Origin of the sequence: Shewanella sp. SP2S2-6 (assembly GCF_031931965.1) — a bacterium.
Classification (GTDB): domain Bacteria; phylum Pseudomonadota; class Gammaproteobacteria; order Enterobacterales; family Shewanellaceae; genus Shewanella; species Shewanella baltica.
The window spans coordinates 25,543-50,629 of the sequence record NZ_JAUOEQ010000011.1; the positions used below are offsets into that span (position 1 = coordinate 25,543).

21 protein-coding genes are annotated in these 25,087 nt (G+C 47.3%); 4 read left to right on the plus strand and 17 right to left on the minus strand.

Translation table 11 applies throughout. From position 1 onward, the window contains the following. Nucleotides 1–576: 576 nt before the first annotated feature. A complete protein-coding gene (locus Q4Q57_RS10000; protein ID WP_259590511.1) occupies nt 577–1,068 on the plus strand; it encodes a GNAT family N-acetyltransferase in 492 nt (163 codons plus the stop codon). 347 nt (nt 1,069–1,415) lie between these two features. On the opposite strand, the gene Q4Q57_RS10005 is transcribed toward Q4Q57_RS10000, so the two are convergent. The 16 genes from Q4Q57_RS10005 to Q4Q57_RS10080 all read right to left on the minus strand — a co-directional run bounded on the left by Q4Q57_RS10005 (nt 1,416) and on the right by Q4Q57_RS10080 (nt 20,010). Then, nucleotides 1,416–1,832, minus strand: coding sequence for a rhodanese-like domain-containing protein (locus Q4Q57_RS10005; RefSeq protein WP_311890732.1), 417 nt, complete (start codon nt 1,830–1,832; stop codon nt 1,416–1,418). Nucleotides 1,833–1,943: 111 nt separating this feature from the next. Beyond that, complete coding sequence (locus tag Q4Q57_RS10010) at nt 1,944–2,156, minus strand: DUF2892 domain-containing protein (protein WP_006082265.1); 213 nt, start codon at nt 2,154–2,156, stop codon at nt 1,944–1,946. Nucleotides 2,157–2,199: 43 nt separating this feature from the next. Beyond that, nucleotides 2,200–5,442 (minus strand): efflux RND transporter permease subunit, encoded by a 3,243-nt coding sequence (locus Q4Q57_RS10015; protein WP_311890733.1) that lies wholly within the window; start codon nt 5,440–5,442, stop codon nt 2,200–2,202. Between the two features lie 36 nt (nt 5,443–5,478). Further along, nucleotides 5,479–6,492: an efflux RND transporter periplasmic adaptor subunit gene (locus Q4Q57_RS10020; protein ID WP_115334290.1), complete on the minus strand. Its 1,014-nt coding sequence runs from the start codon at nt 6,490–6,492 to the stop codon at nt 5,479–5,481. 171 nt (nt 6,493–6,663) lie between these two features. Next, nucleotides 6,664–7,380: an SIMPL domain-containing protein gene (locus Q4Q57_RS10025; protein WP_006082262.1), complete on the minus strand. Its 717-nt coding sequence runs from the start codon at nt 7,378–7,380 to the stop codon at nt 6,664–6,666. 146 nt (nt 7,381–7,526) lie between these two features. Further along, on the minus strand, nt 7,527–7,913 hold the full coding sequence (locus tag Q4Q57_RS10030; protein ID WP_259528180.1) for a VOC family protein: 387 nt from the start codon (nt 7,911–7,913) through the stop codon (nt 7,527–7,529). A gap of 103 nt (nt 7,914–8,016) precedes the next feature. Beyond that, nucleotides 8,017–9,333: an OmpP1/FadL family transporter gene (locus Q4Q57_RS10035; protein ID WP_115334292.1), complete on the minus strand. Its 1,317-nt coding sequence runs from the start codon at nt 9,331–9,333 to the stop codon at nt 8,017–8,019. A 353-nt stretch (nt 9,334–9,686) separates the two neighbouring features. Beyond that, nucleotides 9,687–11,138, minus strand: coding sequence for a sodium/proline symporter PutP (gene putP / locus Q4Q57_RS10040; RefSeq protein ID WP_011847196.1), 1,452 nt, complete (start codon nt 11,136–11,138; stop codon nt 9,687–9,689). Nucleotides 11,139–11,295: 157 nt separating this feature from the next. Further along, nucleotides 11,296–12,000, minus strand: coding sequence for a DUF3379 domain-containing protein (locus Q4Q57_RS10045; protein ID WP_283628301.1), 705 nt, complete (start codon nt 11,998–12,000; stop codon nt 11,296–11,298). Beyond that, nucleotides 11,993–12,556 carry a sigma-70 family RNA polymerase sigma factor gene (locus Q4Q57_RS10050; protein ID WP_006085483.1) on the minus strand — a complete coding sequence of 188 codons (564 nt, stop codon included), beginning with the start codon at nt 12,554–12,556 and terminating at the stop codon, nt 11,993–11,995. The genes Q4Q57_RS10045 and Q4Q57_RS10050 overlap by 8 nt, the downstream gene beginning before the upstream one ends. A gap of 72 nt (nt 12,557–12,628) precedes the next feature. Further along, nucleotides 12,629–14,323, minus strand: a complete 1,695-nt coding sequence (locus Q4Q57_RS10055; protein WP_311890734.1) for a BatD family protein — start codon at nt 14,321–14,323, stop codon at nt 12,629–12,631. After that, entirely contained in the window at nt 14,317–16,404 is a 2,088-nt protein-coding gene (locus tag Q4Q57_RS10060) for a VWA domain-containing protein (protein WP_311890735.1), read from the minus strand. Before Q4Q57_RS10060 ends, Q4Q57_RS10055 begins: the two co-directional genes overlap by 7 nt. Then, nucleotides 16,404–17,423, minus strand: coding sequence for a VWA domain-containing protein (locus Q4Q57_RS10065; protein WP_311890736.1), 1,020 nt, complete (start codon nt 17,421–17,423; stop codon nt 16,404–16,406). Before Q4Q57_RS10065 ends, Q4Q57_RS10060 begins: the two co-directional genes overlap by 1 nt. After that, the gene (locus tag Q4Q57_RS10070) at nt 17,417–18,073 is read right to left on the minus strand and encodes a DUF4381 domain-containing protein (RefSeq protein ID WP_268650512.1); all 657 of its coding nucleotides are present in this window, start codon (nt 18,071–18,073) and stop codon (nt 17,417–17,419) included. The genes Q4Q57_RS10065 and Q4Q57_RS10070 overlap by 7 nt, the downstream gene beginning before the upstream one ends. A 2-nt stretch (nt 18,074–18,075) precedes the next feature. Next, complete coding sequence (locus tag Q4Q57_RS10075) at nt 18,076–19,029, minus strand: DUF58 domain-containing protein (protein WP_063884751.1); 954 nt, start codon at nt 19,027–19,029, stop codon at nt 18,076–18,078. 24 nt (nt 19,030–19,053) lie between these two features. Next, nucleotides 19,054–20,010, minus strand: a complete 957-nt coding sequence (locus Q4Q57_RS10080) for an AAA family ATPase (RefSeq protein ID WP_006082248.1) — start codon at nt 20,008–20,010, stop codon at nt 19,054–19,056. A 262-nt stretch (nt 20,011–20,272) separates the two neighbouring features. On the opposite strand from Q4Q57_RS10080, the gene fadI reads away from it, so the two are divergent. From fadI to Q4Q57_RS10095, 3 genes are all read left to right on the plus strand, one after another. Next, nucleotides 20,273–21,583, plus strand: a complete 1,311-nt coding sequence (gene fadI / locus Q4Q57_RS10085) for an acetyl-CoA C-acyltransferase FadI (protein ID WP_006082247.1) — start codon at nt 20,273–20,275, stop codon at nt 21,581–21,583. Nucleotides 21,584–21,588: 5 nt separating this feature from the next. Beyond that, entirely contained in the window at nt 21,589–23,709 is a 2,121-nt protein-coding gene (fadJ, locus tag Q4Q57_RS10090) for a fatty acid oxidation complex subunit alpha FadJ (protein WP_311890737.1), read from the plus strand. Nucleotides 23,710–24,110: 401 nt separating this feature from the next. After that, nucleotides 24,111–24,311 carry a hypothetical protein gene (locus Q4Q57_RS10095; protein ID WP_259560658.1) on the plus strand — a complete coding sequence of 67 codons (201 nt, stop codon included), beginning with the start codon at nt 24,111–24,113 and terminating at the stop codon, nt 24,309–24,311. A gap of 281 nt (nt 24,312–24,592) precedes the next feature. Here Q4Q57_RS10095 and Q4Q57_RS10100 read toward each other — a convergent pair whose 3' ends face one another. Continuing rightward, on the minus strand, nt 24,593–25,021 hold the full coding sequence (locus tag Q4Q57_RS10100) for a hypothetical protein (protein ID WP_311890738.1): 429 nt from the start codon (nt 25,019–25,021) through the stop codon (nt 24,593–24,595). Nucleotides 25,022–25,087: the final 66 nt, after the last annotated feature.

The window sequence follows — 25,087 nt, forward strand, 5'->3', positions numbered from 1 at the left end:
GAGTGGCGGTTGCCAATTCATTGACGACGACTAAGCCATTCACGCTAATTTGTTGAGGTGTTTTTTGAAGGGGAATGTGAGCGGCAAAACGAGAAGTGAAAGCATGCGATGTGGCTGATAACGGTAAATGCTGAGTGTACATTATCCAAAATAGCGTTACAGGATATGAGCTACAACTGCGAACTCGAACATGCTTCAATTATGTTTGTGAGGCTAATTATGTCGATAACTTTTAATTAAAAATTTTAAATAATCTTATTTATTTTTCATCGTTAGAACAGTCTAAAAAATATATTCATTTAAATAATTATAACGCCCATTAGTGTGGCGCTTTACTTCTAATAATCTGTATACATAAGCTCGAATTTTTAGCATTTTCACAAAACTTGACATATAAGCATTTTGCCTAATAGCGTGTCTATTAGATGGGTGGTAAGTTAAATTAATTCATGAGGTTAAGTTTTTTCTTGCGGCATTTTTTAAGCGAGTGAGTGCACGAATTTAAGGCTGTGCACTATAAATCCTAAATTGGAGTCAATAAAAATTATAAAAAATATAACATCTAAGCGGATCGTATTGATATCTTCTTCAGCTGATCATCTTCATATAGAGCTTGAAACACCACAGTTACTTGCTGAAAAATTAAATGCAATTGTTTCAAATGCTTGGCCTTGTGGCGAATATGATTGTGATGCAATGGCGTTTTTCCTTGCTTGCTATGAAAATGGCGGTGAAGCAGCAAAAGGTTGGTATGGCTGGTATGCAATTGATATTAATCCTGTTTCAGGAGAAAGAACGCTAGTTGGCTCTGGTGGTTATTTTGGACCTCCAGATAGTCATGGGATGGTTGAAATTGGTTATTCAGTGCTACCTGAGTGGCAGCGTCGTGGCTATGCTACTGAAATTGTTAATACACTCGTTTCCCATGCTTACTCTTTTGAGAAAACAAAGAACATTATTGCTCATACTTCAGCGGAAAATGAAGCATCAAAAAGGGCTTTGATTTCCAATGGTTTTAGTGAGACTGGCGTTAATGAAGGTCATCTACGTTTTGAACATGTTAGATAGTTAATTTTTTGCCATACATCAGCTCATTGATGTTACTTGTGTAGCAGCGAAAACGATTACTAATTTTTATCTGAATCGATTTACGCTAATAAGATACTTCAATATCTCGCCATTCGCCCGCCATCTTAGAAGTCTAATGTTGGGGTGGATAAAAAGCTTTTTATATAAAGCAATATTGATTGATAGGCTATTGCTTAAAGTAAGCTTATTCACTTAGACAATAAAAAAGCGCCTTAGGGCGCTTTTAGGGGGTAAACCTTGAATGACTATAATAAGGTTACAGTGCTTAAGTGATTTACACTTGCTTCCCCGAACTAGCGCACTAGAGCCTAGTCGATGGCGGTGAATTACTTAGCGGGCGTTTTTTGCGCCTCAATTAAGGTGGAATAACCGCCACCATTATAGGTTTGAGTATATCCTGCAGCCACTAAGGCTTCGGTTGCGATACTGCTACGGCGGCCACTGCGGCAATACAAGACAACAGGGGCATCTTTGGCGATGCCGCGCTTAGCAAATTCCTCTGCCACTTGCTCAAAGGGAATATTTACCGCATTGGCTAGATGACCTTCGGCAAATTCTTCAGGCGTTCTGACATCGAGCACCATAGCACCTGCGGCAATTTTATCCCATGCGATTACAGGATCTTGGTTGGCGGCGCTGGCCATCATGGGCATTAGTAGCAGTGGCATGAGTACCAGCGACTGCAGGCTTAACAGGGCTAAGCGCATTAGGCTTTGGCCCCAGGTTACTAGGTTGTGGGTCACTTTATCTCTCCTTGACGACTTTTTTGGCACACTTGTATTAGCCAAGCGGGTACTTACTCACCTAAATCTTAACTCTTAACTCTTAACTATTAAGTAGTGACTTTGTGTGGCTTAGCTTTGCTTGGCAATTTCAGCCTCTGATTTTACACCCAATTTGCGTAAAACCATGGCGGCAGGGCAAAAACCAGTAAAAGCACTTTGGAACAGGTTAGCGCCAACAAATGCGGTTAGCCACAGAAAGTTGTGGTGCACATAGGCGGTTAACACCAGTGACAGTAACACCATAAATCCGGCAAAAGCCATAATGCTGCGTTCTAATGACATACCTTACTCCTTGAGGCCATCTTGGTGATGGCCTTTGTTGTGGTTAGTTTTGTGTTTGTGTCTGAACAGTATTCATGCGGTTTTTCATTGCTGTGTAGTACAGCACTGGGATGACAACTAAGGTCAGTATGGTCGAGATAAAAATACCAAAGATCAGACTGATCGCTAAGCCATTGAAAATCGGATCATCAAGGATAAACAGCGCCCCAATCATGGCCGCTAATGCGGTGAGCATAATGGGTTTGGCTCGCACGGCACCCGAGTGGATCACTGCCCGCTCAAAGGGCACGCCGGATGCGGTTTCTTGATTGATAAAATCGACTAATAATATCGAGTTACGCACAATAATCCCCGCCAGCGCTATCATGCCTATCATGGACGTCGCGGTGAATTGCGCTCCGAGCAGGGCATGGCCTGGCATTACACCAATCACAGTTAATGGGATTGGCGCCATGATGATGAGCGGCACGAGATACGATCTAAACTGCGCCACTACCAAGAGATAAATGGCGATCATGCCGACCGCATAGGCGATGCCCATGTCTCTAAAGGTTTCGTAGGTGATTTTCCACTCGCCATCCCAGAGCACGGCGACCGAGTCTAGCCCTGTGGGTTGGTGAATATAATGCTGATCAAACCCTAAGCCATCGGCGCCATCAATTTTGCCCGCCATGTCAAACATGCCGTAGAGCGGGCTGTCCAGTGGCCCCGACATATCGGCGACGACCATGATCATAGGGATCATATTCTTATGGATAATCGGTGCATCGATTTTGCCGCGTTTGATGGTAACTAGCTCAGACACAGGCACAGATTGCCCCGTTTGGCTCAGTAACTTTATATTCAGCACTTGCTCTAAATCGACTTTCGCACCTTCGTTTAATTGCAGGCGGATCGGTATCGGTTGTTTTTGCTGGGCTTGATGTAAATAACTCACGTCTTTGCCGCCAACGGAGGTGGCAATCAAGTCGACAATATTGCTGTAGGGCACGGCCATCAAGCTGGCTTTACTGCGGTCGATCATCACCTGCCATTTTTGCTGGGCGGCGGGCAAGAAAATATCGATATCGACCACATCTTTGGTTTCATGGAACAGCGCCTGCATCTCGTAAGCGGCTTGCTCGCGGATTGCGGGGCTTGGGCCATATACTTCGGCAACCAGCGGCGACCATACTGGCGGTCCAGGTGGCACTTCAACTACTTTGATATTGGCTTGATATTGCTCGCCAATTTGCTGCAGTTCGTCTCGCACCGATACCGCTATGCTGTGGCTGTCGCGTTTGCGGTGTTTTTTATCCACTAGGTTTACTTGAATGTCGCCAAGCTCTTGGCTGTGACGCAGGAAGTAGTGACGCACTAAGCCGTTAAAGTTCATTGGTGCGTTAGTGCCCGCATACAACTGCAGATGCTCGACTTCAGGGACAGTCGTCAGATAGCGACTCAAATCCTGTAGCACTCTCTGGGTTTGCTCTACGGGAGTGCCTTCTGGCATGTCTACCATCACTTGAAACTCGGACTTGTTATCGAAGGGCAGCATTTTTAGCACTACAAGCTGACCCACGGGGAGCGCGACGGCGATACCGATCAACACAAATACGCCGGCAGCCAGTCCCACTCTTGCCTTACGGGCATTTTTCCCCAGCAGGAAAGGACCAATTAAGTGGGTGAAGAGACGCACCATTTTAGTTTCGGCTTCATCCTCGTGTGAGGCTTGGGCGCTATCGTGCTTGTCATTGTGTTTCAGCAGTTTACGACTGAGCCAAGGGGTGACGACAAAGGCAACCACTAGAGAAATCAACATGCCCATACTGGCGTTGATAGGGATCGGACTCATGTAAGGCCCCATTAAGCCCGATACAAAAGCCATCGGCAGCAGTGCCGCGATAACAGTGAACGTCGCCAGAATCGTCGGGCCACCGACTTCATCGACCGCCACAGGGATAAGCTCACTAAATGACTTTTTGCCGAGCGCCATATGCCGGTGGATGTTTTCTACCACGACTATGGCATCGTCGACCAAGATGCCGATGGAGAAAATCAAGGCGAACAAGGACACGCGGTTTAAGGTAAATCCCCATGCCCAAGAGGCGAAAAGGGTGATCGCCAGCGTGACAATAATGGCCACACCTACGACTAAGGATTCGCGGGCACCCATGGTTAAAAAGACCAATACGACTACGGCGCTGGTGGCGAAAATCAGTTTTAAAATAAGGGTGTTAGATTTATCCGCCGCGGTTTCGCCATAGTTACGCGACACTGTGACTTCGACATTCGCGGGGATCAACACATTGTCGACCTTAGCAATCCGCTCAATGACACTGTTGGCGATATCGACGGCATTTTGGCCCGCTTGTTTACCAATCGCGATGGTGACGGCGGGATAAATATCGGTTTTATCTGCGTGCCAAACGCTCTGTTTAGGGATGTCACTCTTCAAGCTGATTTCGGCAATATCCGCCAAATAAATCGGAATATGCTTGCCTTGTTTATCTTGATAGACACTGACAACTAGTTGCTTGAGATCGTCTATGGATTGTAAAAATTGCCCCGCCTGAACTTTAATCTCTTGATTACCTTGCACTAAGGATGCGGGCATAGAGACCATATTATTGTCATTCAGGCTTTGTCTTAATTTGTCGTAGGTCAGATTAAAGCTGTTCATCTTGGCGGGATCGATACGTATGTTGGCCACCATGTCGTGCTGGCCAACGGTATAGATTTCGCGGGTACCGGGAATGCGCTTAATTTCGGTTTCTAATCCAAGGGCGACATGGGTCAGTTGCTCGGCAGAGACTTGTCTGTCCTTTGACCACAAGGTCAAACTGACAATGGGCACATCATCGATACCGCGCGGTTTGATCAGCGGATCGCCCACGCCTGCGCCCCTTGGCAATTTATCCATGTTGGAATAAATCTGGTTGTACAGGCTGACGATGGCATCATTGCGCGCGACGCCTACCTTAAAGATGACGATAATCAGTGCGCCATCGGGTTGGGAGAACGAATACAGGGTATCTATGCCTTTGATTTCGGAGATCACTTGTTCCGCAGGCAAGGTGACTAAGTTTTCAACTTCCGTAGGTGTCGCGCCGGGAAAAGGAATAAACACGTCGGCAAAGGTGACATCAATTTGCGGCTCTTCTTCCTTTGGCGTCACCAAAATAGCAAATAAGCCAAGTAAGAGTCCGAGAAGCGCTAATAGCGGCGTGATGGCGCTATTTTGGAAGGCGGCGGCAATTCGACCGGAAATCCCAAGTGTGGTCTGTGGTACTGGAGCATGTTTCATAAAACAACCTCGACAAAGCTTAAGTCGCTAGGGAATTTATTGCTTTTTGTTGAGCAACACTTGGTAGGCATCAACGGCAACCTTGTCGCCCGACTTCAGGCCCGCCAGCACTTCGACCTCGCCATCTAAGGGACTAGCGACACGGACTTGGGTGAGTACAAATTCTTCGCCCTTTTTAAGGTAAACGCTGCTCAGTTCGTTCATTGTCAGTAGCGCTGAGGTGGGCAGTTGGATTTTTTCTCGCTCGCCATTTTTAAAGGAAGCTTTTGCCCACGTGCCGGGTTGAAGATTAGCTTCATTTTCAGGCAGATTAATGCGTACTTGATAGCTGTGGCTGACGGGATCGGCAAAACTAAAAATAGTGAGATCCTTTGAGGTTAACTCGCGGCCATCACTTAAACGGACGAGGAATTCGGGGGCGTTTTTCAGCTGATTGATATAACGCTGCGGCACTTGGGTAATGGCGCGCATTTGACTCGCGGAAAACCCTGAAAGTAGTGCTTGTCCTGGGCTCACGGTTTCGCCCAGTTCGACAAAACGCTCTGTGACTACACCACTAAAAGGCGCTGATACCACAGTGTATTTTAAGGATTCGCTGGCTTTGATGACGCGGGCTTGCGCTGCGGTTACGGCTTGTTCTGTGGCCTTAGCATTGGCGGTGGCTTCATCCATCGCGCCCTTAGAAATCGCGCCTTGAGGGAATAACTCTTTATAACGTTTGTATTGCGCCTGTGCTTCAACATTCAAGGCTCTGGCTTTGGCTAAGTCGGCCTCAAAGCTTGCGAGTTCAGCGCCTTGTTCTTTACTGGTGATCTCTAGTAGGGCGGCTCCTTCGGGGACAACATCGTTAACATCGTAGTTGAGTTTGACGATACGACCAGAGGTTTGCGCTGACACAGTCGCCGCTTTTACTGCTTCTATGGTGGCATCTAAGGTGACCCAATTGGCGTAGGGTTTAGTTAAGACTTCGATGGTTTCGACTGAGGCAGCCTGAACTTGAGTACTGGCAAGCGCCAGCAGTAAGAAAAGAACGCGAGAAATTGACGTCATAATTCATATCATCCCAGATGTAATTCATGAGTAAATTCTAATGTAGTTGTTTTCAATAGGCAATCAATATTTATTAGAAAAATTTAATATAGTGTATTTTCCTAATTTAGGAATAAGGCCCATAAGTGCCTTATTCCCATCGTTTCAGTGAGTTCCGACTAAGCCTAAGATTTAGTCATTTAAATAGTAGGTGAGTGTGGACACAATGCGAATTTGTTTAATGTAAGGCGTGCTGTTATCGCGATCCGAAATAGTAAACTGGCCTTGACTGGCGGTTTTAATTTTTCCGAGGCGAGAATCTGAATCCTTAGCAAATTTTTCCGCCACTTCACGGGCATTTTGAGTGGCTTCTTGCACCATCACAGGTTTGACTGAATTGAGATCGGTAAACAGGAATTCGGTGCGATTATCATACTCTTGGCTGGCGATCGCTATGCCTTCCTTCACTAAGCTAATCATCTGCTTACGAGTATTGAGCATTAAATCAATTTGCGGGGTATAAACCGACAAATTTACCTTTGCCGAGTAACGGTATCTGACGTTGGGATCGACATAACCTTGGGCTTGGCGATCTTCAATTGAAGGTAATGAAATCGTAATTTCGCTATCGCTAAAGCCTTGTTCCTTTAAAAACGCCACGACGCGGTCGGTTTTTTGCTGAACCGTCTCGTAGAGTTTAGGCAGATTATTATCGACCTCAGTGAAATTGATTGGCCAAATCGCTACATTGGCTTTGACTTCTTTTTCCGCTAAGCCCTTGACTGTCACTGTGCGTTCCATAGCTTTCATCTGCAATAACGCTGTGCTCGCTGTCTGACCAACATACACAAGCCCAGCACAAAGGAAACCGCCCAGCAGCAGGGCAGGAAGGATGTTATTTTTTTCCATAAAAAGAATCTCTTGATTAGATAAACTCAGCCTACGATACCCAATAAACCTAAGTCATGCACTGGGTTTATTCGGGATAGATGCCGCTTAAGATTTGAGGAAGACAAGTTGGCGATATCAGCTTGATATCGCTTTATTGAGACGGGCTATTTTTCCGGAGGAATAACACTTGGCTGCCATAATTCGACTTTATTGCCGTCGGGATCGATAAACCAGCCAAAGCGGCCAAACTCTGAATCTTCAATGTCACCCACGAGCTGACCGCCTCCTTGTTCGACCTGCATGAGCGCTTGGGCCAGATCATCAACGATAAAATTGAACATAAAGCTCTTATCTGAAGGCTCAAAATAGTCCGTGCTATGGGCGAAGGGCGTCCAAACATGGTAGCCGAGTGTCGCTTTATCTGTGTGATAAAACGCGGCGCCGCCCCAGTTTTCAATGGGGACCTGAAGATGGGTTTTATACCAAGTTGCCAAGGTAACGGGATCTACACTTTTAAAGAAAATTCCACCGAGTCCAATGACTTTAGCCATAGCCGTAGCTGCGTGTATAGGAGTATGAATTAACTTTAGGCAATAAATGCTTAAGATACAAAAAAGCCGCAAAAAATGCGGCTTTTAGGATTAAGCGTTTAGCTTAGAACTGGTAGCTGTATTGAACTGAGTAGTACATACCGCTTGATTCAGTAATTGCATTCACAGGACCAGCGATTGCGCTGTTTTCGATCAAGTGAACTTTTTCACCTTTAATATAAGCGATACCAAAGTCAACGGTGTTTTGTGGGTTGATGTGGTAGCTCATACCCGCTGTATACCAGTTACGGTCAGAGTCTGGGAATGAAATTGAGCTAATTTCGTCCACAACACCTTGGTCATGCATATAACCTGCACGAACGGTGAATTGTTCGTTGATAGTATAAGTACCACCTAGGCTGAATAACCATGAATCTTTCCATTGGTATTCTTTCAGGGCAACGTCGCCAGCTTGCAGTTGAGTACCCGCACCCGCTTGACCTGGAATAATAGTGGCGACGCCATCTTTAGCGGTGATTTGATCAAAGTTGCCCCACTGGGTGTACTGCGCTGTATAGTGCACTGCAAACTTAGTAGTGAGCTGATGGAAACCTGCAACTTGGAAAATATCGGCTAGTGGTACGTCTAAGCTGTCAAAGCTGGTCGCTAGGGCTGTTTTTGAACCTAAACCAACGGCAGATAAATCTTTAGTGCTGATCGTGTTGATATCACCTTTAACATTCACTGTTGGGCTGAAACGATAGCTGATACCGAAACGGTTATCTTTATCTAGCTCAATAGTGGCACCCACTATACCACCGAAGGCCCAGCCGTCAGCGTCGACGTCAACCAAAGGCGTAGTGCCCATGTTACGGGTTAAACGACCTTCACCGTAGATGGCATCCACACCCGCACCGATACTGAACATTTCATTAATACGGTATGAAAGGCTGGCGTTAAAGTTAACCGTTGTGACTTCTGTTTCGCCGAGTAAATCATAAGGTGCTGGTGAGTTTGCAGGTAAACTCTTTGAAAGTGAGCTGGCATCGGTACCGGTACCAAAGTTAGAAAACGCAGCAAAGCCCACGGCGAACTTATCGTCGATTGGGTGGATGTAGAAAATATTAGGGATAATTTTAGAGCTACCCGCATCATCGATGCTGCCTAAGTCAACGGCACCACCGGCAAAGTTAACGTCTTTAACATCAACAGTAATATCGGCATAAGTTAAGCCGAATGAGATCGCATCTTTATCGAATAATGCCATAGCAGCAGGGTTACGTGATAACACAGAAGCGTTATCGGCAATAACCGCATCACCAGCAAATGCACGGCCCATACCTGTGGCTGATTGACTGTTGAGTTGAAAACCTGAAGCTAAGGTTTGAGTACTTGCTAATGCGACAGAAACGGCAATGAGTGTCTTGTTGAATGTTTTCATTATAATTCTCTCTATTTTTTATAAGTATTGGATTTTTATTCGGTCCTAGTCAGCCGAAAGTCTTTAAATCCATTTATTAGTCTTCGGCATCTTATGGACTGAACCTAACCTCAACAAGTCCGACCAGATGTGAAAATTGTTAATTTTCAGTTAATTAAAAACCTTTAAAACAGAGGTTGAACTTTAGTACGCTTGAATGGTCTGGCCAGATGCTTGATATGAAGGGCTTTGGGTTTAACGATAGGTTTCAATTGACGTTAACGGTTTGTAATTGTGTGTTGAGTATTTAAAAGGATACAAAATGTAAAAAGCGCACAAATGTGCGCTTTTTAAGTTATATAAGCGTGTCTAAACTAGAGTGCAGACTTAAATTGTTCGAACTCTGTTGTTACATTTTCACTTGGTGCAGACAATTTGCTCACCAAAATACCGGCAAATGTGGCGAACACAAATCCTGGCAGGATTTCGTATAGTTCGAAAATCCCCCCCGTCAGTTGCTTCCAAATCACGACCGTTAATGCGCCGACAATAATAGTAGCAATGGCGCCATTACGGCTGTATTGCTTCCAAAATAGCGATAATAAGACGACAGGACCAAAGGCCGCACCAAAGCCTGCCCAAGCATAACTCACAAGGCTTAATACACTGCTTTCAGGATTAAGGGCAATGATGCCTGCGATCACGGCAATCGCCAGCACGCCCATGCGACCGACCATCATCAACTCGCGGTCATCCGCTTGTGGGCGTAACCATTTACGGTAAAAATCTTCAGTGATAACACTTGAGCACACCAGTAACTGTGAATCTATAGTGCTCATGATGGCCGACAAAATGGCCGCAATAAGTAGACCACCAATCCAAGGGTTAAACGCGGCTTGGGCTAAATGAATAAATACCGTTTCTGAATTCGCTAGTGGGGCGTTAGCGAAATACAGAGAACCGGCAATACCTGTGGCTAAAGCGCCAATTAAAGATAAGACCATCCAGCTCATGGCAATACGGCGCGATAAGGGCAGGGCATCGGCACTGCCTATCGCCATAAAGCGCGACAAAATATGCGGCTGACCAAAATAGCCAAGACCCCATGCGAGTAAAGACAACATGCCTATCACTGTGGTTTTGTCGCTGACCAAGGCCAACATCGCAGGATCGATAGTTTCAATTCCGGCGTGGCTTTCAGGGTGAGAGAAAACGGCAAAGGGGACGATTAAGAGGGCGACAAGCATCAAACAGCCTTGGAAAAAGTCTGTCCAACACACGGCAAAGAAGCCGCCAATAAAGGTGTAACCGACTATGATGGCTGAGCCAATCACCAGCGCCACTGTGTAATCGAGGCCAAAAACTTTTTCAAACAGAATCGCGCCACCGACCATGCCTGAGGAAGCATAGAAAGTGAAAAACACTAAAATAGTGATTGCGGAGACGAGCTTGAGATAGCCCTGGGTATCGTGGAAACGTTTCTCGAAGAAATCCGGTAAGGTGAGGGCGTTATCGGCGAGTTGAGTGTAAATACGCAGTCGTCTGGCGACAAATAGCCAGTTTAGCCAAGCCCCAAAAATTAATCCTATGCCAATCCAAGCTTCACCTAAGCCGCCTAAGTAGACCGCGCCGGGTAAACCCAGTAACAGCCAACCTGACATATCAGAAGCACCCACACTGAGTGCGGTCACAGCGGGGCCCATTTTGCGGCCACCTAAAATATAATCATCAACAGTATCGGTAGCACGGTAAGCCCAAAAACCTATGCCCATCATCAATACTAAGTAACCAACAAATGTGATTAAAATCGGGGTTTCAATCGTCATCTTGCCTTTTCCCATCTTTTTATTATTAAAAGTGGCAAGCATGCTACCAGATGTTTGAACAATCGCCCATTAGCAGATAAAAGTGTGATTAAAATCTAACCTCCGATAGAGTGAAAATATCGGAGGTTAATTTAAAAATGGTAAATATAATATATGGTTAGATAAAGGTGTTCTTGATTTCGTCTTTCACATAGCTAAGGTCAGCTTGATCCTCACCTATGAGCAAAATAAACGCATCGGGTGTTTCAAAGCCCATTCCTTGGTATTTGCCATCGGCGAAGGTTTGGTCTAGCACCATACGTTTTTCGAGTGGCACGATAAAGAGTGTAACCTTGCTTTGCTCGCCCTGTAGTACTAAGTGCAGGCTTTTCACCCCTTGAAAATCACAATAGGAGGTGTAATACACTTTGCCTGGTTGTTGGGTGAACTTAGCATTGCCAAAGTCTTTCATCGACGCGAGCTGCGCATTGACCTGATTAAAGTTGACGTTTTGATCCACCTGTAAAGCAACACCTTCATGGTAGACATGGGCCAGTGCATGTTCAGCTAAATCGATTGGCCCTAAACGCAATAGACTAAAACTGATCCCCACCACAAATGCTACCGAGGCCGCCATCGCCACTAAAAAGCCCGTCTGACGGCGGTGTTTATGGTGTTGTTGTAACTGCTGACGCAAAATCAGTTTATCGGCGAGATCGTCCGCCACCTCTACTTTCAATGCATTTGTTAGTTTGGCATCAAGGTTTTTGAGCTCATTGATTAAGGCTTGGTTTTCTGGCTTAGCAGTAATTTGCGCCAGAAAATCAGCATCTTGATTATGAGGATCTTCATAAGCTTGACGTCTAAATTTAAGCTCATCCATTGGATTGACCTCTCACATCATTCTTCTCAAGTAATTCTTTCAATTGGCTCCTCGCCCGAAATAAACGCGTCATTACGGTGTTGCGATTGAGCTCCATCAGCTCGGCGATTTCGTCACCACTAAAACCACCAATCAGCTGCAGTAAGAGTGGCTCGCGGTATTCGATATCCAGCTTGCCAATTTGCCGACGGATCAGGTATTGCTCGGTCTGCTCTTCACTGCTATTGGAGATATTGTCTTCTAAGGTATCTTGCTCAACGTCGGAATAATCGAACTGTTTACGCTCGAAACGCCGCGCATTTTCACGCCTAAGAATCGTGATCAGCCATGCCTTCGCCGCTTTATCATCCTTGAGGGAATCCAAAGAGCGCCACGCCCGCAAGAAGGTTTCTTGGGTAATGTCTTCAGCCACGTGTTTATCGCCGCATAACCAGTAGGCGTAGCGGAAGATGTCTGCATGTAGCGCCTTGACTAGGCTGTTGTATCGTCGTTGTTTACTTAGCATGTCAGAAGAGACCGCGGGCTCGACGGATTTCTTACGCCAGTTAGCAAACATTTTCATTTTTTCGGCTTGTTGGCTGAATTTTTAGCATAGTTGAGCTCGCTTCTCTGTCATTAAACCCATAATTTACTTAGGATTCAGTGGGCTTAATGGCGCCGATTTTGGGTTTGAATGTTTATGATCACAGGCTTTAACCGCGTTAAGCAACGCGGCGCACTCGGCGGTCAGCTTGTTAGTATTTGCACTGTCAGTATGGCTGTTGGCATCGGCCTTCGCACTATAGGCGGCAATTTGCAGTTGCTGTATCGCCTGTGCGAGTTGCGGTGACTGCTCGGCAATTTTATCGAGTGTCATAGGCGCTTGCTGTAACTCGCTGAAGTAGCGCTGTAACTGCAACATAATGCGGCTCACATCGCCACTGGCGCAGGCTTGCTCCAATCCTTGTAAGCCCGCAACATTTACTGATTGTGCTGAACTCATTGAAGCGTTAATTGTTGTCGGGGCGGCCGATTGGTTTTTTAAAGCGCGGCGCCAAGCGATTAAAGTGATGATCCAAGCGACGAGAGTGATCAGCCATAGCGCAGCAAACACCTTAACCATCCAGGAGTCATTGTTGTCGGCCGCTGAATTTGCTTGCCAAGAGGCTTGGGCGGGTGCATCTGTGACTGCACCGCCTGTTACCACTATGGTGCGTGCGGGTAGCGTCGCGGTTTCTTGACGTTTAAGGTGCGGATTCCACCAAGGCACTTTGACTTCGGGCAGGGTAAATGTTCCCGCTTTGCTGGGAACGATTGCCGACGTAATACTGTACTGGGAGACAATTTGCGCATCGCGCACAAAGGTTTGTCGCTGAGGTTTTTCAGGGTATGACTTCAGTTCATTAGGCAGGGTTTGCACTATATCTGGCAGGCTATTTTCATCGGCATTGGAAGCCAATAAAGTCATAGTGCGAGTAATAGGGCTACCGACGGTAAATTCTTTAATATCCTCAGGGAAGTTTTCTTTTAGCACCACTAAATCGGCAACCAGCCATTGGCCTTGGAAACTTGTCGGCGCAGGATTTACTTGCACTGTGAGTGAGGGCGCGCCCGCTTGCATGGGGCGGCTTTCATTAAAGCCAAACATGCCGCCGCGTCGTTGGGATTCGACGAGCACATCGCCCGCAAAGGTTGCGCCTTTGATGTTCACTTGGCCGGGTAAGTCCGGAATGATGCCATAGGTGCGTTCAATCACGCGGTAACGGCGGCCATCGACTATCTCAGATCCATCCTTATCTTCGCCGATTTGTTTGATCTGCGCGCCTTCGATTACTGGTGCGCTCAATACGCCCCTTTGTAATTCTACCGCCAGATAGAGTTTTACCTTGTAGGTAATGAGCTGCCCGACATAGGCCTCGTCAGTTGACACTTTGGCATCGATGAATAGGTTATTCATCTGTGCGGGCTGGCTACCCGTTTCGACCACTTTGAGTGGGATCGGCGCCGAGCTGATGCCATCAATAGTAAAGGCTGGAATGGTTAACTGGCCTTTTTGTTTTGGCGCGAGCAACACTTGCCAGCGAGTCTCTTTGACCGCATCGAAGTTCATGATCTGTGTGCTGCGACTCACGCTGGTGCGGCCAACAATAAAGTCTTTCAGCAGGGCGGACGTGTCTAGCTTGCCAGTATCGATTTCGTCATCGACACTGATGTTGAGCACAAAGTATTCACCCTCCATCACAGGATTACGATCGACCGATGCCTCAATTTTGCTAAGTGCAAAGGCAGGATGGGCCACTCCGATGGCAAGGAGTAGCAGGATAAAAAATTGTCTCGTCACCACTGTTCGTTATCCTTTGATATTTGGCCATTTTGACGGCGTTTTTGATATTCCAACTGCATCTTGTTGCGCAGTAACACTTGCGGGTCTTCACTCACGCCCCTCAGTGCTCGTTGCATTTCTGCGGGCAGTGGCTCGCTATTGGTTGGCGGTGCCTCGACCGATTCACTCATAGCAGCCTCTTGTTTATCTTGCGCATTTTGCTCAGGAGCTTCTTTGGCGGCAACGCTTTGCTTTGCTTGCTCCGCTGATTTTTGCGCCTCGGCATCGGCGTTAGCCTGCGCTTGCATCTTAGCTTCATTTTCTACAGGTGAATTGTCTACCGGCTCATTTTCCTTTGCATCCTGCTCGGCATTTTGTTGCTTGGCTTGTTGATCCTGTTGCGCTTTATCTTGATCTTGCTGAGCTTCATCTTGCTTGTCCTGAGCATTGCCATTTTGCTTATCTTGCTCAGACTCTTGCTCATCCGCTTTTTGCTGCTCAGGGCTTTGCTCAGGATTGGCATTGTCCTGTTGATCCTGAGACTCTTGTCCCGCTTGATCTTGCTTATTCTTCTGAGCGCTATCTTGGTCAGATTGTTGTTTATCCTGCGACTGCTGATTACCGGATTGTTGGTCGCCAGATTGTTGGTCACCTGAATTGGAATCACCGGACTGCTGATCGCCTTGTTGATCTTGGTTCTTATCCTGTTGATCGTTTTTACCTTGCTGCTTTTGCTGCTCTTTCAATTGCTTTTCAGCCAGTTCAAGGTTGGCCTTTGCCGCAGGAAAATCGGCTTGTTTTTCAAGTGCAGCTTGATAGCGCTCCTTTGCCTTATCGGGTTTACCGAGTTGCATTAGCGCATTGCCTTGATTGTAGAGGCCTTGGGCTGAGCTATCTTGCTCGAAGGTTTTCAGCGCTTGCTCATAATCACCGGCCTTATATTGGGCGCTGCCACGCCATTGGGGTGACTCAAACTGCTTAGCGGCGTTGGCATAATCTTGGGATTGATAGGCCTGCATCGCTTGCTGATCTGGCGTTTTCCACACATTGTCCCACACACTGGCATGGGCAGGCTGAGGCGCGGCCGCGAACAGTAAGCCGCCAATGAGAGTGGCAAATCCAACGCTTGCCACGATTCCTTGCCTAAAGCTGAAAAGGGCGGGAAGCAGTAATAGCAGGGCGAGATAAGGTCCAAGATCCTGCCAGGTTTCACCGTCAAGATCTGTGGCTTTGGCATCGCCCGTATCACTTAACCAATGTTGTAATTGGGCCAGATCATTGCCGTCGGTGCGATTTTGGATTAACACGCCTTTATTATCCGCTGCCAGTTTTTGCAGCAGGCCAAAGTCAGTGCTGGCCACAACGACTTCGTTGCTGCTGTCGCGCTGCAATTGTCCATCGGGTAGACGAATTGGCGCGCCTTGGCTGGTCCCAAAAGCGACGACCGCAAGACGATATTGCGTGCCACTTAATGCCGAGTTAGCGTCATCAAATTGGGCAGCAGTTATGCCATCTGTCATCACGATAATATCACCGCGAATATGCCCACCCTGAGCCAGTAGCGTTTTAGCTTGGGTTAAACCTGCCGCTAAGTTTGAGCCACGAACGGGCATGATTTCAGGGCTTAAGGTCGGCAATAAATTGAGTAGCGTGCCGGTATCGCGCGTTAACGGGCTGATAGTAAAGGCATCGCCGGCAAAGGCGACTAAACCTGTTTCACCTTCTTTAAGATTACGCAGCAGATCCGTAGCCCTAAATTTAGCTTGGGTTAAACGGTTCGGCGCCAGATCGGTAGCGAACATAGACACAGACATGTCCATCACCAATACGCGGCCTTGCTCGGCGGCAAACACAGGTAAGGATTGTTTATTCACGGCAGGTCCGGCGAGCGCAAAAGTCGCCATCAGCCAAGTGAAAGCTAATAAATGCAACGGACGGCGGGATTTCTTGCTGCCTTGGGTGACCAATATTTTGGCTAAGTGCGGCGCAATATACCTATTCCACGCGCTGTGGCTCTCGCGTTGTCGCCATAAACTCAACAACACTAAAGCCAGTGGCACTAGGGCGAGTAGCCATTCTGGGCGAATAAAATGTAGGCTCATTATTTAATGTTCCCCTGTGAAGTGGTTGCGACAGAGGGTTTAACGCGGCGCGCTGCAAAGAATGGTAATTGACCTAAGGCAATCCACAGGCTCGTCAGTAACGCCAGTGCCAGTGGCCAATAGAACAAATCTGCCTGCGGACGATAGCTTAATTGATCGCGACTCACAGGTTCGAGTTTATCGATTTCTTGGTAAATCTGGTCGAGCTCTTGGCTGTTGCGGGCGCGGAAATAACGACCGTGGGTGACTTCGGCGATATGCTTAAGTTGGTTCTCATCCAGATCCATCGAGGGATTAACCCGCTCGCGGCCAAAGAGTGTGCGGCGCTCCATCACATCGGCACCGACACCGACAGTATAAATAGTGACTTTACGATTAGCGGCAATTTGCGCCGCTTGCTCCGGCTCAATATTGCCCGCGTTGTTAGAGCCGTCGGTCAATAAAATCAACACTCTGTTACTCTCGTCCATTTTATCGAAACGTTTTACCGCCAGCCCTATGGCTTCACCTATGGCGGTTTGTTTACCGACTAAGCCGATTTGTGCTTCTTTTAAAAATTGCGCCACTGAACGTCTGTCTTGGGTGAGCGGCGCCTGCAAATAGGCGTGATCGGCAAAGAGAATTAAACCGATACGGTCGCCTTTGCGGCGCTCGATAAAGTCACTGACGACGTGCTGAATTAAAGTGAAACGGTCAACGGTTTTACCATTTACCACCATGTCTTCAATCTGCATGCTGCCGGATAAATCCACCGCCATCATCAGATCGCGGCCTTGGCTCGGCAGTTCGAACGGTTCGCCAAGCCATTGAGGACGAGCAATAGCGAGCACTAATAGGCACCACATCAGCCAGTAGCGTTTGCGACTCTGGCGCGTGTTGGCCGCTAAGCTTTGTTTGCCTGTTTGGCTTATTCCGGGGAGTTGTAGCCGGCCACCATCCACTTGTACGGTTTGTTGGCGCCAAAAAATCAAAGGTAAAGGCAGTAATATCAATAGCCAAGGCCATGCAATGGTTAACATTGTGCCTCCGGTTGTTTGGTGTCAGCTGGCTGGATTGGCGCTTGGCTTTTAGCTTGAGCGTCGCCACTAGCTTGAACGTAGCCCTTAGCTTGAACAAGATTCTGCTCAGGCGCACTCAGTGTTGCTTTCGATGCCAACCAAGCTTTTGCGAGTTCATGTAACTCATTGGCTTCAGCTAAGGTCAACGGCGTTTGCTGGTGACGTTTGGCCAACAAGTGGCCGATACGTTGGCGTTTAGGCGCGGGTAAATAGCTGTCTAGCCACGTCGCCCAAGCTTCACCATCAAAGGAGGCTATTGCATCTCTGCTGAGATAACTCATGGCGGTACGCTTTAATAGGCTATTGACGTCAGAGACATAGGACGGCGCTTGTCTATCAAGCTGACTAAGCAACTGTTTCGCGGCTTTTTTCGGCGCGAAGTCTCGGGCGCGTTTTCTTAGCCAGATAACTAAGAGTGTGATGAGAGCAATCACTAGCGCGAGGACCAACCAATAACCGATTGCCCAAGGCCAAGCGCCGATTGGATCGGGATGAATGATATCCTGCAGATCCGCCAGCGCTGGGTTTGGCGCTGTAGCCATAGGGACTGCAGCCTGTGGATTTGCTATAACTGGTGTCACTATTTCTGAATTCACTGTTGCTGGATCCATAGTTAACGCAATAATTCCAATTGATGGGCTAGGGGAGCACCTGCATCGATGAGCTGGGTGCGCACGCGCAGTTGCTGCATCATGGCGATAAAGTCCCTTTGCTGACGCAGCTGTATATCAAGCCAAGCCTGATAACTGTGGCGGGTGAGCACTAAGTCCTCCTCCCCATCCCGTACTGGCAAACTAAAGTTGTGCGGTAACGGCAGTGTCCCTTGGCGCAGGGGATCGGTAATAAGATAGGCGCCCACATCGCAATGACGCTTAAGCTCAGTGAGAGGCGCGATACATTGGGGGCTAAAATGGCTGCCATCTGTCACTATCCAAACTAAGGAGCCGGGTTTGGCGATGCGTTGTAATCGCTGACAAGCGCGCAGAATATGATCAGGATCGCGCTGGTCACTGCCAACATGATTGAGTTGATTCTCATGCACACGGCGCAGGCCTGAGATCAATTGCAATATGCCCTGACGACGGCTGCGGGGTTTGAGCTCTAGATGCTCAGACTCGCACGCGATCAAGGCGCCGAGTCTATCGCCATGATTAATCGCATTCCAACCTAAGGTGGTCGCAAGGTGCCCTGCTTGCACCGATTGCAGTAATAAACTTGAGCCAAAATAGAGACTTTGGCTTAAGTCGATTAACAACAGAATAGGGCGCTCACGTTCTTCGACAAATAACTTAGTGTGGGTTTTGCCCGTGCGAGCGGTCACGCGCCAATCAATGGTGCGCACATCGTCGCCCTGTTGATAGTGGCGCACTTCGGCAAACTCCATCCCGCGGCCTTTGATTAAGCTGCTGCGATGGCCCGCTAAATTAGCGCGGGCACGGCTGTAACGCTCGGGCATAGCACGGGCGATATTTTGGCACGCCAGCAGCTCTTGCTCGGTTAAATGCAAGCCATCGGCAAACAGCGGCAAGCCATCGGCCGAGGCTGAGAGTCGCGCAGTGTCACTCATCTTATTTCACCTTTATCTTCACCGTTAAGGTACTGCAACTTGACTCAAGATGTGATTGATCACCTGATCGCGGCTGACGCCTTCGGCTTGTGCCTGATAGCTGAGTAATAATCTGTGTCTTAACACATTCGGTGCAACGGCTTGAATGTCTTCCGGTGAAACAAAGTCTCGCTCGTGCAGCCAAGCGCGGGCGCGGGCGCAGCGTTCTAACGAAATAGTGGCGCGTGGGCTGACACCGTACTCAAGCCATTTCGCTAAGTCTTCGCTGTAACGCAAAGGCTCGCGGGTCGCCATAACGATTTCGACTATGTATTTTTCGAGTGGCTCGGCGAGATAGATTTCCATGGCTTCGTCACGGGCGGCAAACACATCGGCTTGTGCAATCGGCTCAGTGGTCGGCAATTCGTGGGTGAGTGCTTCTTTACGGGATTGGCGCAGAATTTCGATTTCAGTCTCGCCGCTCGGGTAATCAAGATTCAAGTGCATTAAAAAACGGTCAAGCTGTGCTTCGGGCAGGGGATAAGTGCCTTCGTTTTCTAATGGATTTTGGGTTGCCATCACTAAAAACAGCGGTGGCAGCTTATAACTGTGCTTACCGACGGTGACTTGACCTTCGGCCATAGCTTCTAATAAGGCCGATTGTACTTTGGCGGGGGCGCGGTTAATTTCGTCTGCCAAGATCAAATTGTGGAAAATCGGTCCGGCTTCAAACTCGAAGGTGCCAGTTTGCGAGCGATAAATATCTGTGCCGGTTAAATCGGCAGGCAGCAGATCTGGGGTAAATTGAATGCGGTGGAAATCGCCCTCAACCCCGTCACATAAGGCTTTCACCGCACGGGTCTTGGCCAGTCCAGGTGGACCTTCAACTAATAAGTGGCCATTGGCAATTAAGGCAATGAGCAGATTTTCGGTCAATACTGGCTGCCCTAAAACAACCTTATTTAGGTAAGTGCGTAATGCATGGAAGCGACTCAAAGGCATGATGCTACTCGTTTTATTATGTTGAAAATGCGTGTGTGGGCTATAGACAACGGATATGGTAAAGAATTCCCTTAGGGTTTGGCTAGTGTTAAAAAAACAAACAGGTGTTTAAAACTTGCTGACAAGAAGTTAGAATCAGATCACACTTTAATGGTCAGACCTGTTATTAGGCGTTTTTCGCCGTAAAACAATGGGTCAAACACGGAAATAGCTAGCGCCGCCTGAAATCTCTCAGCGATTGCGCACATAAAGAGGGTGACAAATGAGTGATAGACAACAGGTTACGAACGCCAAGGGCGAGCGTATCGCAATTGTAGCGGGTTTAAGAACGCCATTTGCAAAACAAGCCACGGCATTTCACGGTGTATCGGCGCTCGATATGGGCAAAATGGTGGTCAATGAATTATTGGCGCGCTCTGAACTCGATCCTAAGCTGATTGAGCAATTAGTGTATGGACAAGTGGTGCAAATGCCCGCTGCACCTAACATTGCTCGTGAAATCGTACTCGGTACTGGCATGAATGTGTCGACCGATGCCTATAGTGTCACTCGTGCCTGTGCAACTAGCTTTCAATCTGCCGTCAACGTGGCCGAATCTATCATGACGGGCAATATCGAAATCGGTATTGCGGGCGGCGCCGACTCTTCTTCTGTCTTGCCTATCGGCGTGTCGAAAAAATTAGCCCATGCGTTAGTCGATCTGAATAAAGCCCGTAGCTTTGGGCAAAAGTTACAAATTTTCCGTCGTTTAGGCATTAAAGATTTATTACCTGTGCCGCCTGCGGTAGCTGAGTACTCAACGGGCTTGTCTATGGGACAAACCGCCGAGCAAATGGCAAAAACCTACAATATTAGCCGCGCCGATCAAGATGCCTTAGCGCACCGCTCGCACACCTTAGCGAGTGAAACTTGGGCTTCGGGCCATCTTCGTGACGAAGTGATGGTTGCCCATGTGCCGCCGTATAAACAGTTTATCGATCGCGATAACAATATCCGCGAAAACTCGGTACTTGAGTCATACGCTAAGCTGCGTCCTGCATTCGATAAACAACATGGTACTGTGACGGCGGCCAACAGTACGCCACTGACTGACGGTGCCTCAGCGATTATCCTGATGAGCGAAGGTCGAGCTAAAGCCTTAGGTTATCAACCAATTGGTTACATTAAGAGCTACGCTTTTAGCGCCATTGATGTGTGGCAAGACATGCTGATGGGACCCTCTTACGCGACGCCACTGGCGCTGAAACGTGCTGGAATGGAGCTAGAAGATCTTACCCTGATTGAAATGCACGAAGCCTTTGCGGCGCAGACATTAGCGAATATGCAGATGTTTGCTTCGAAAAAATTTGCCGAAGAAAAACTTGGCCGTAACCGCGCGATTGGTGAAATCGACATGAGCAAGTTTAACGTGCTCGGCGGCTCGCTTGCCTACGGTCATCCTTTTGCTGCAACGGGAACCCGTTTGATCACGCAAGTGTGTCGTGAGCTTAAGCGCCGTGGTGGTGGAACTGGCCTAACAACGGCCTGTGCGGCTGGTGGTTTGGGCGTGGCTATGATAGTGGAAGTGGAGTAATCGGCATGGAAATGACCTTTAATTTAACCCGCCGCGACGACGGCATTGCTATTTTGACTATGGATGTTCCTGGCGAAACCATGAACACCCTAAAAGCGCAGTTTGGCCCTGAAATCAGTGAGATTCTGGCCGAGATCAAAAGTGATTCGAGCATTCGCGGTTTAGTGCTGATCTCAGGCAAAAAAGATTCTTTTGTCGCGGGCGCAGATATTTCTATGCTCGATGCTTGTAAAACGGCGAGCGATGCCAAAGCCTTATCCCAACAAGGTCATGTAGTTTTCAATGAGCTAGAAGCCTTAACTATTCCTGTGGTTGCCGCAATCCATGGTGCCTGTTTAGGCGGTGGTTTAGAGTTAGCCTTAGCCTGTCATCAAAGGGTATGTAGCGATGATGGCAAGACTATGCTCGGCGTTCCGGAAGTCCAACTTGGCTTATTGCCAGGTGGCGGCGGGACTCAACGTTTGCCACGTTTAGTCGGCATTACGACGGCCTTAGACATGATGCTGACCGGTAAACAAATCCGCCCTAAACAAGCCTTGAAAATGGGCTTAGTGAATGATGTTGTGCCGCAGACGATTCTGTTACAAACCGCAGTTGAGATGGCGCTTGCGGGTAAACGTGCACCGAAACCAGTTAAAAAGTCACTCGTTAATCAAGTGCTTGAAGGCACGAGTTTCGGCCGTAACATTATTTTCGATCAAGCGACTAAGCAGGTCGAAAAGAAAACCCAAGGTAATTATCCTGCGCCTGCCAAGATCATTGACTGCGTGCGTCAAGGGATTGCTAAGGGTATGCAAAAAGGGCTAGAAGTCGAAGCCAGTCATTTTGCCGAATTAGTGGTATCGAAAGAATCTGAAGCGCTGCGCAGTATTTTTTTCGCGACCACAGAAATGAAGAAAGAAACCGGCGCTGAAGGTGCGAGCCCGCGTAAAGTGAAAAAAGCGGTGATCTTAGGTGGCGGTTTAATGGGTGGCGGTATCGCATCTGTCACAACGACCAAGGCTAAAATCCCCGTTCGTGTCAAAGACATCAGCGAAAAAGGTTTAAGCAATGCATTAGCTTACGCCTACAAGCTGTTGGATAAAGGGGTTAAGCGCCGTCATATGACGCCTGCTGCCCGTGACAACCTAATGGCACTGATGACCACAACGTCTGAATATAAAGGCGTTAAAGATGCCGACATCGTTGTGGAAGCGGTATTTGAAGATTTAGCGCTTAAGCATCAAATGGTGAAAGACATCGAGCGTGAGTGTGGTGAGCACACCATTTTTGCGTCAAACACCTCATCTTTGCCTATTAGCCAAATCGCCGAAGCGGCAACGCGTCCTGAGAACGTGATAGGTCTGCATTATTTCTCACCAGTAGAAAAAATGCCGCTGGTGGAAGTGATTGCCCATGCTAAAACGTCACCAGAAACCATTGCGACCACGGTCGCATTTGCCCGTAAGCAAGGTAAAACACCGATAGTGGTGCAAGACGGCGCGGGTTTCTACGTGAACCGTATTCTTGCACTCTACATGAACGAGGCCGCGCAATTATTACTTGAAGGCCAAAGTGTTGAACATCTTGATAAAGCGCTGGTTAAGTTTGGTTTCCCTGTGGGCCCTATTGCTTTACTCGACGAAGTGGGTATCGACGTGGGCGCTAAGATTTCACCAATCCTCGAAAAAGAATTGGGTGAACGTTTTAAAGCGCCAGCGGCTTTTGACAAGCTTTTGGGTGACGATCGTAAAGGCCGTAAAAATGGTAAAGGCTTTTATCAATACGGCGCTTCGAGCAAGAAAGTTAAAGCTGTCGATGAGAGTGTTTATGGCGTGTTAGGCATTAAGCCTGGCACCAATAAAGACGCCAAAGCAGTAGCCGAGCGTTGTGTCGTACAAATGCTCAACGAAGCGGTGCGTTGCTTGGATGATGGAATTATTGCATCGCCAAGAGATGGTGATATTGGCGCCATTTTCGGTATTGGCTTCCCACCATTCCTCGGTGGTCCATTCCATTATATTGACACTTTGGGCGCCGCGAACTTAGTGCGAATTCTTGAAGGTTATCAAAGTCAATTAGGCAGCAGATTCGAACCTTGTGAGCGCTTGAAAACTATGGCTCAAGAAAACGCGCACTTTTTCTAAGTTTTAGTGAATCTAAGCCATAGTTAATCTAGGTCTTAGTTAATCTCGGTGTTAGTTAACCAAGGTTGAATAAAAAAGCGGCAGATCATTGCCGCTTTTTTTATTGCCACAAGGCATGTTTTTGCCTAAAAAATGTTCACAATTTAGCTGTAGATCTTGTATTATCCAAGCCCTTGATGAAGAAAGCAGTGCTCAGTGCTAGGTGTCCTGTACTGAGAATATAGCGATGAATGAGTGTTGCTCGTTTCAGCAGTCTGCGGCGGTCATTTCATCCAGCCGTTAAAACGGCGTATTTAACATGTGCATCAATCAGCAAGACTACGCGAGGAGCATCCGCATTTTGATGGGGATTAATTTCCCTATATTTATGATTTTTTTGTTATTTTTTAAAGAGGTGGTTTGTGGCTTTGCTGGTTATCTTTATCGCATTAATCTCGGCTTGGTACTTCGGCTTAGCTGCATTTACCGCAGGCCTTTCTGTTACGCATTGGACATTACTGGGTTTTGTGCTCGGGCCTTTGGCTTATCCGCTCTTTACGACACACCGCCATTTAGCTTTGAGGAAAATCCGTTGTAGTGAGGAAGGGATATTAAATAGCTAATCTATCAATATGTAATGCTATGTATTTTCATACTTTTTTACTTATGTAAAACTAAAGGGAGCTAATGCTCCCTTTATTGTTTCTAGCCTAATTTTCCATCATAGTGCACGAGTTAGACTCATGGCTACAGGACTTAAATTAATTCCACCAACCTTTCGCAGAAATCACTTCAAGGTGGTTTAAGCCTTCTGGCAACTTAACTTTTTTACGCGCTGGTTTGGATAAACCGAGTGCTTTTTTGATTGAATTTAGCATAGTCACTCTCCCTAACCTGATTAATGTTATGCAACTTCAGAGTTAATGAACTTAACGCATGGATGACCAGCAACTTCTAGTGATTTGAACTTCACTGCAGGATGACCAGCAACTTCAAGTGATTTGAATTTCACTGCAGGATGACCAGCAACTTCAAGTGATTTGAATTTCACTGCAGGATGACCAGCAACTTCGAATGGTTTGAACTTCACTGCAGGATGACCAGCAACTTCAAGTGATTTGAATTTCACAGCAGGATGACCAGCAACTTCAAATGATTTGAACTTTACTGCAGGATGACCAGCAACTTCGAGTGATTTGAATTTGACCGCAGGATGCCCTGTAGTTTCAAGCGAAGTTTGTCCAGAATTGGTAGTCGCTTCAAGTGCTGCAGAATTTGCTACAAAACCAATTGAAGATAATAAAGTAACTGTTACTAGGATTCCTTTAATCATTCTAATTCTCTCTCAGGGTAGTTGATATTGATTTATTATTGACACTGATAGTGCTATAGCACTTGT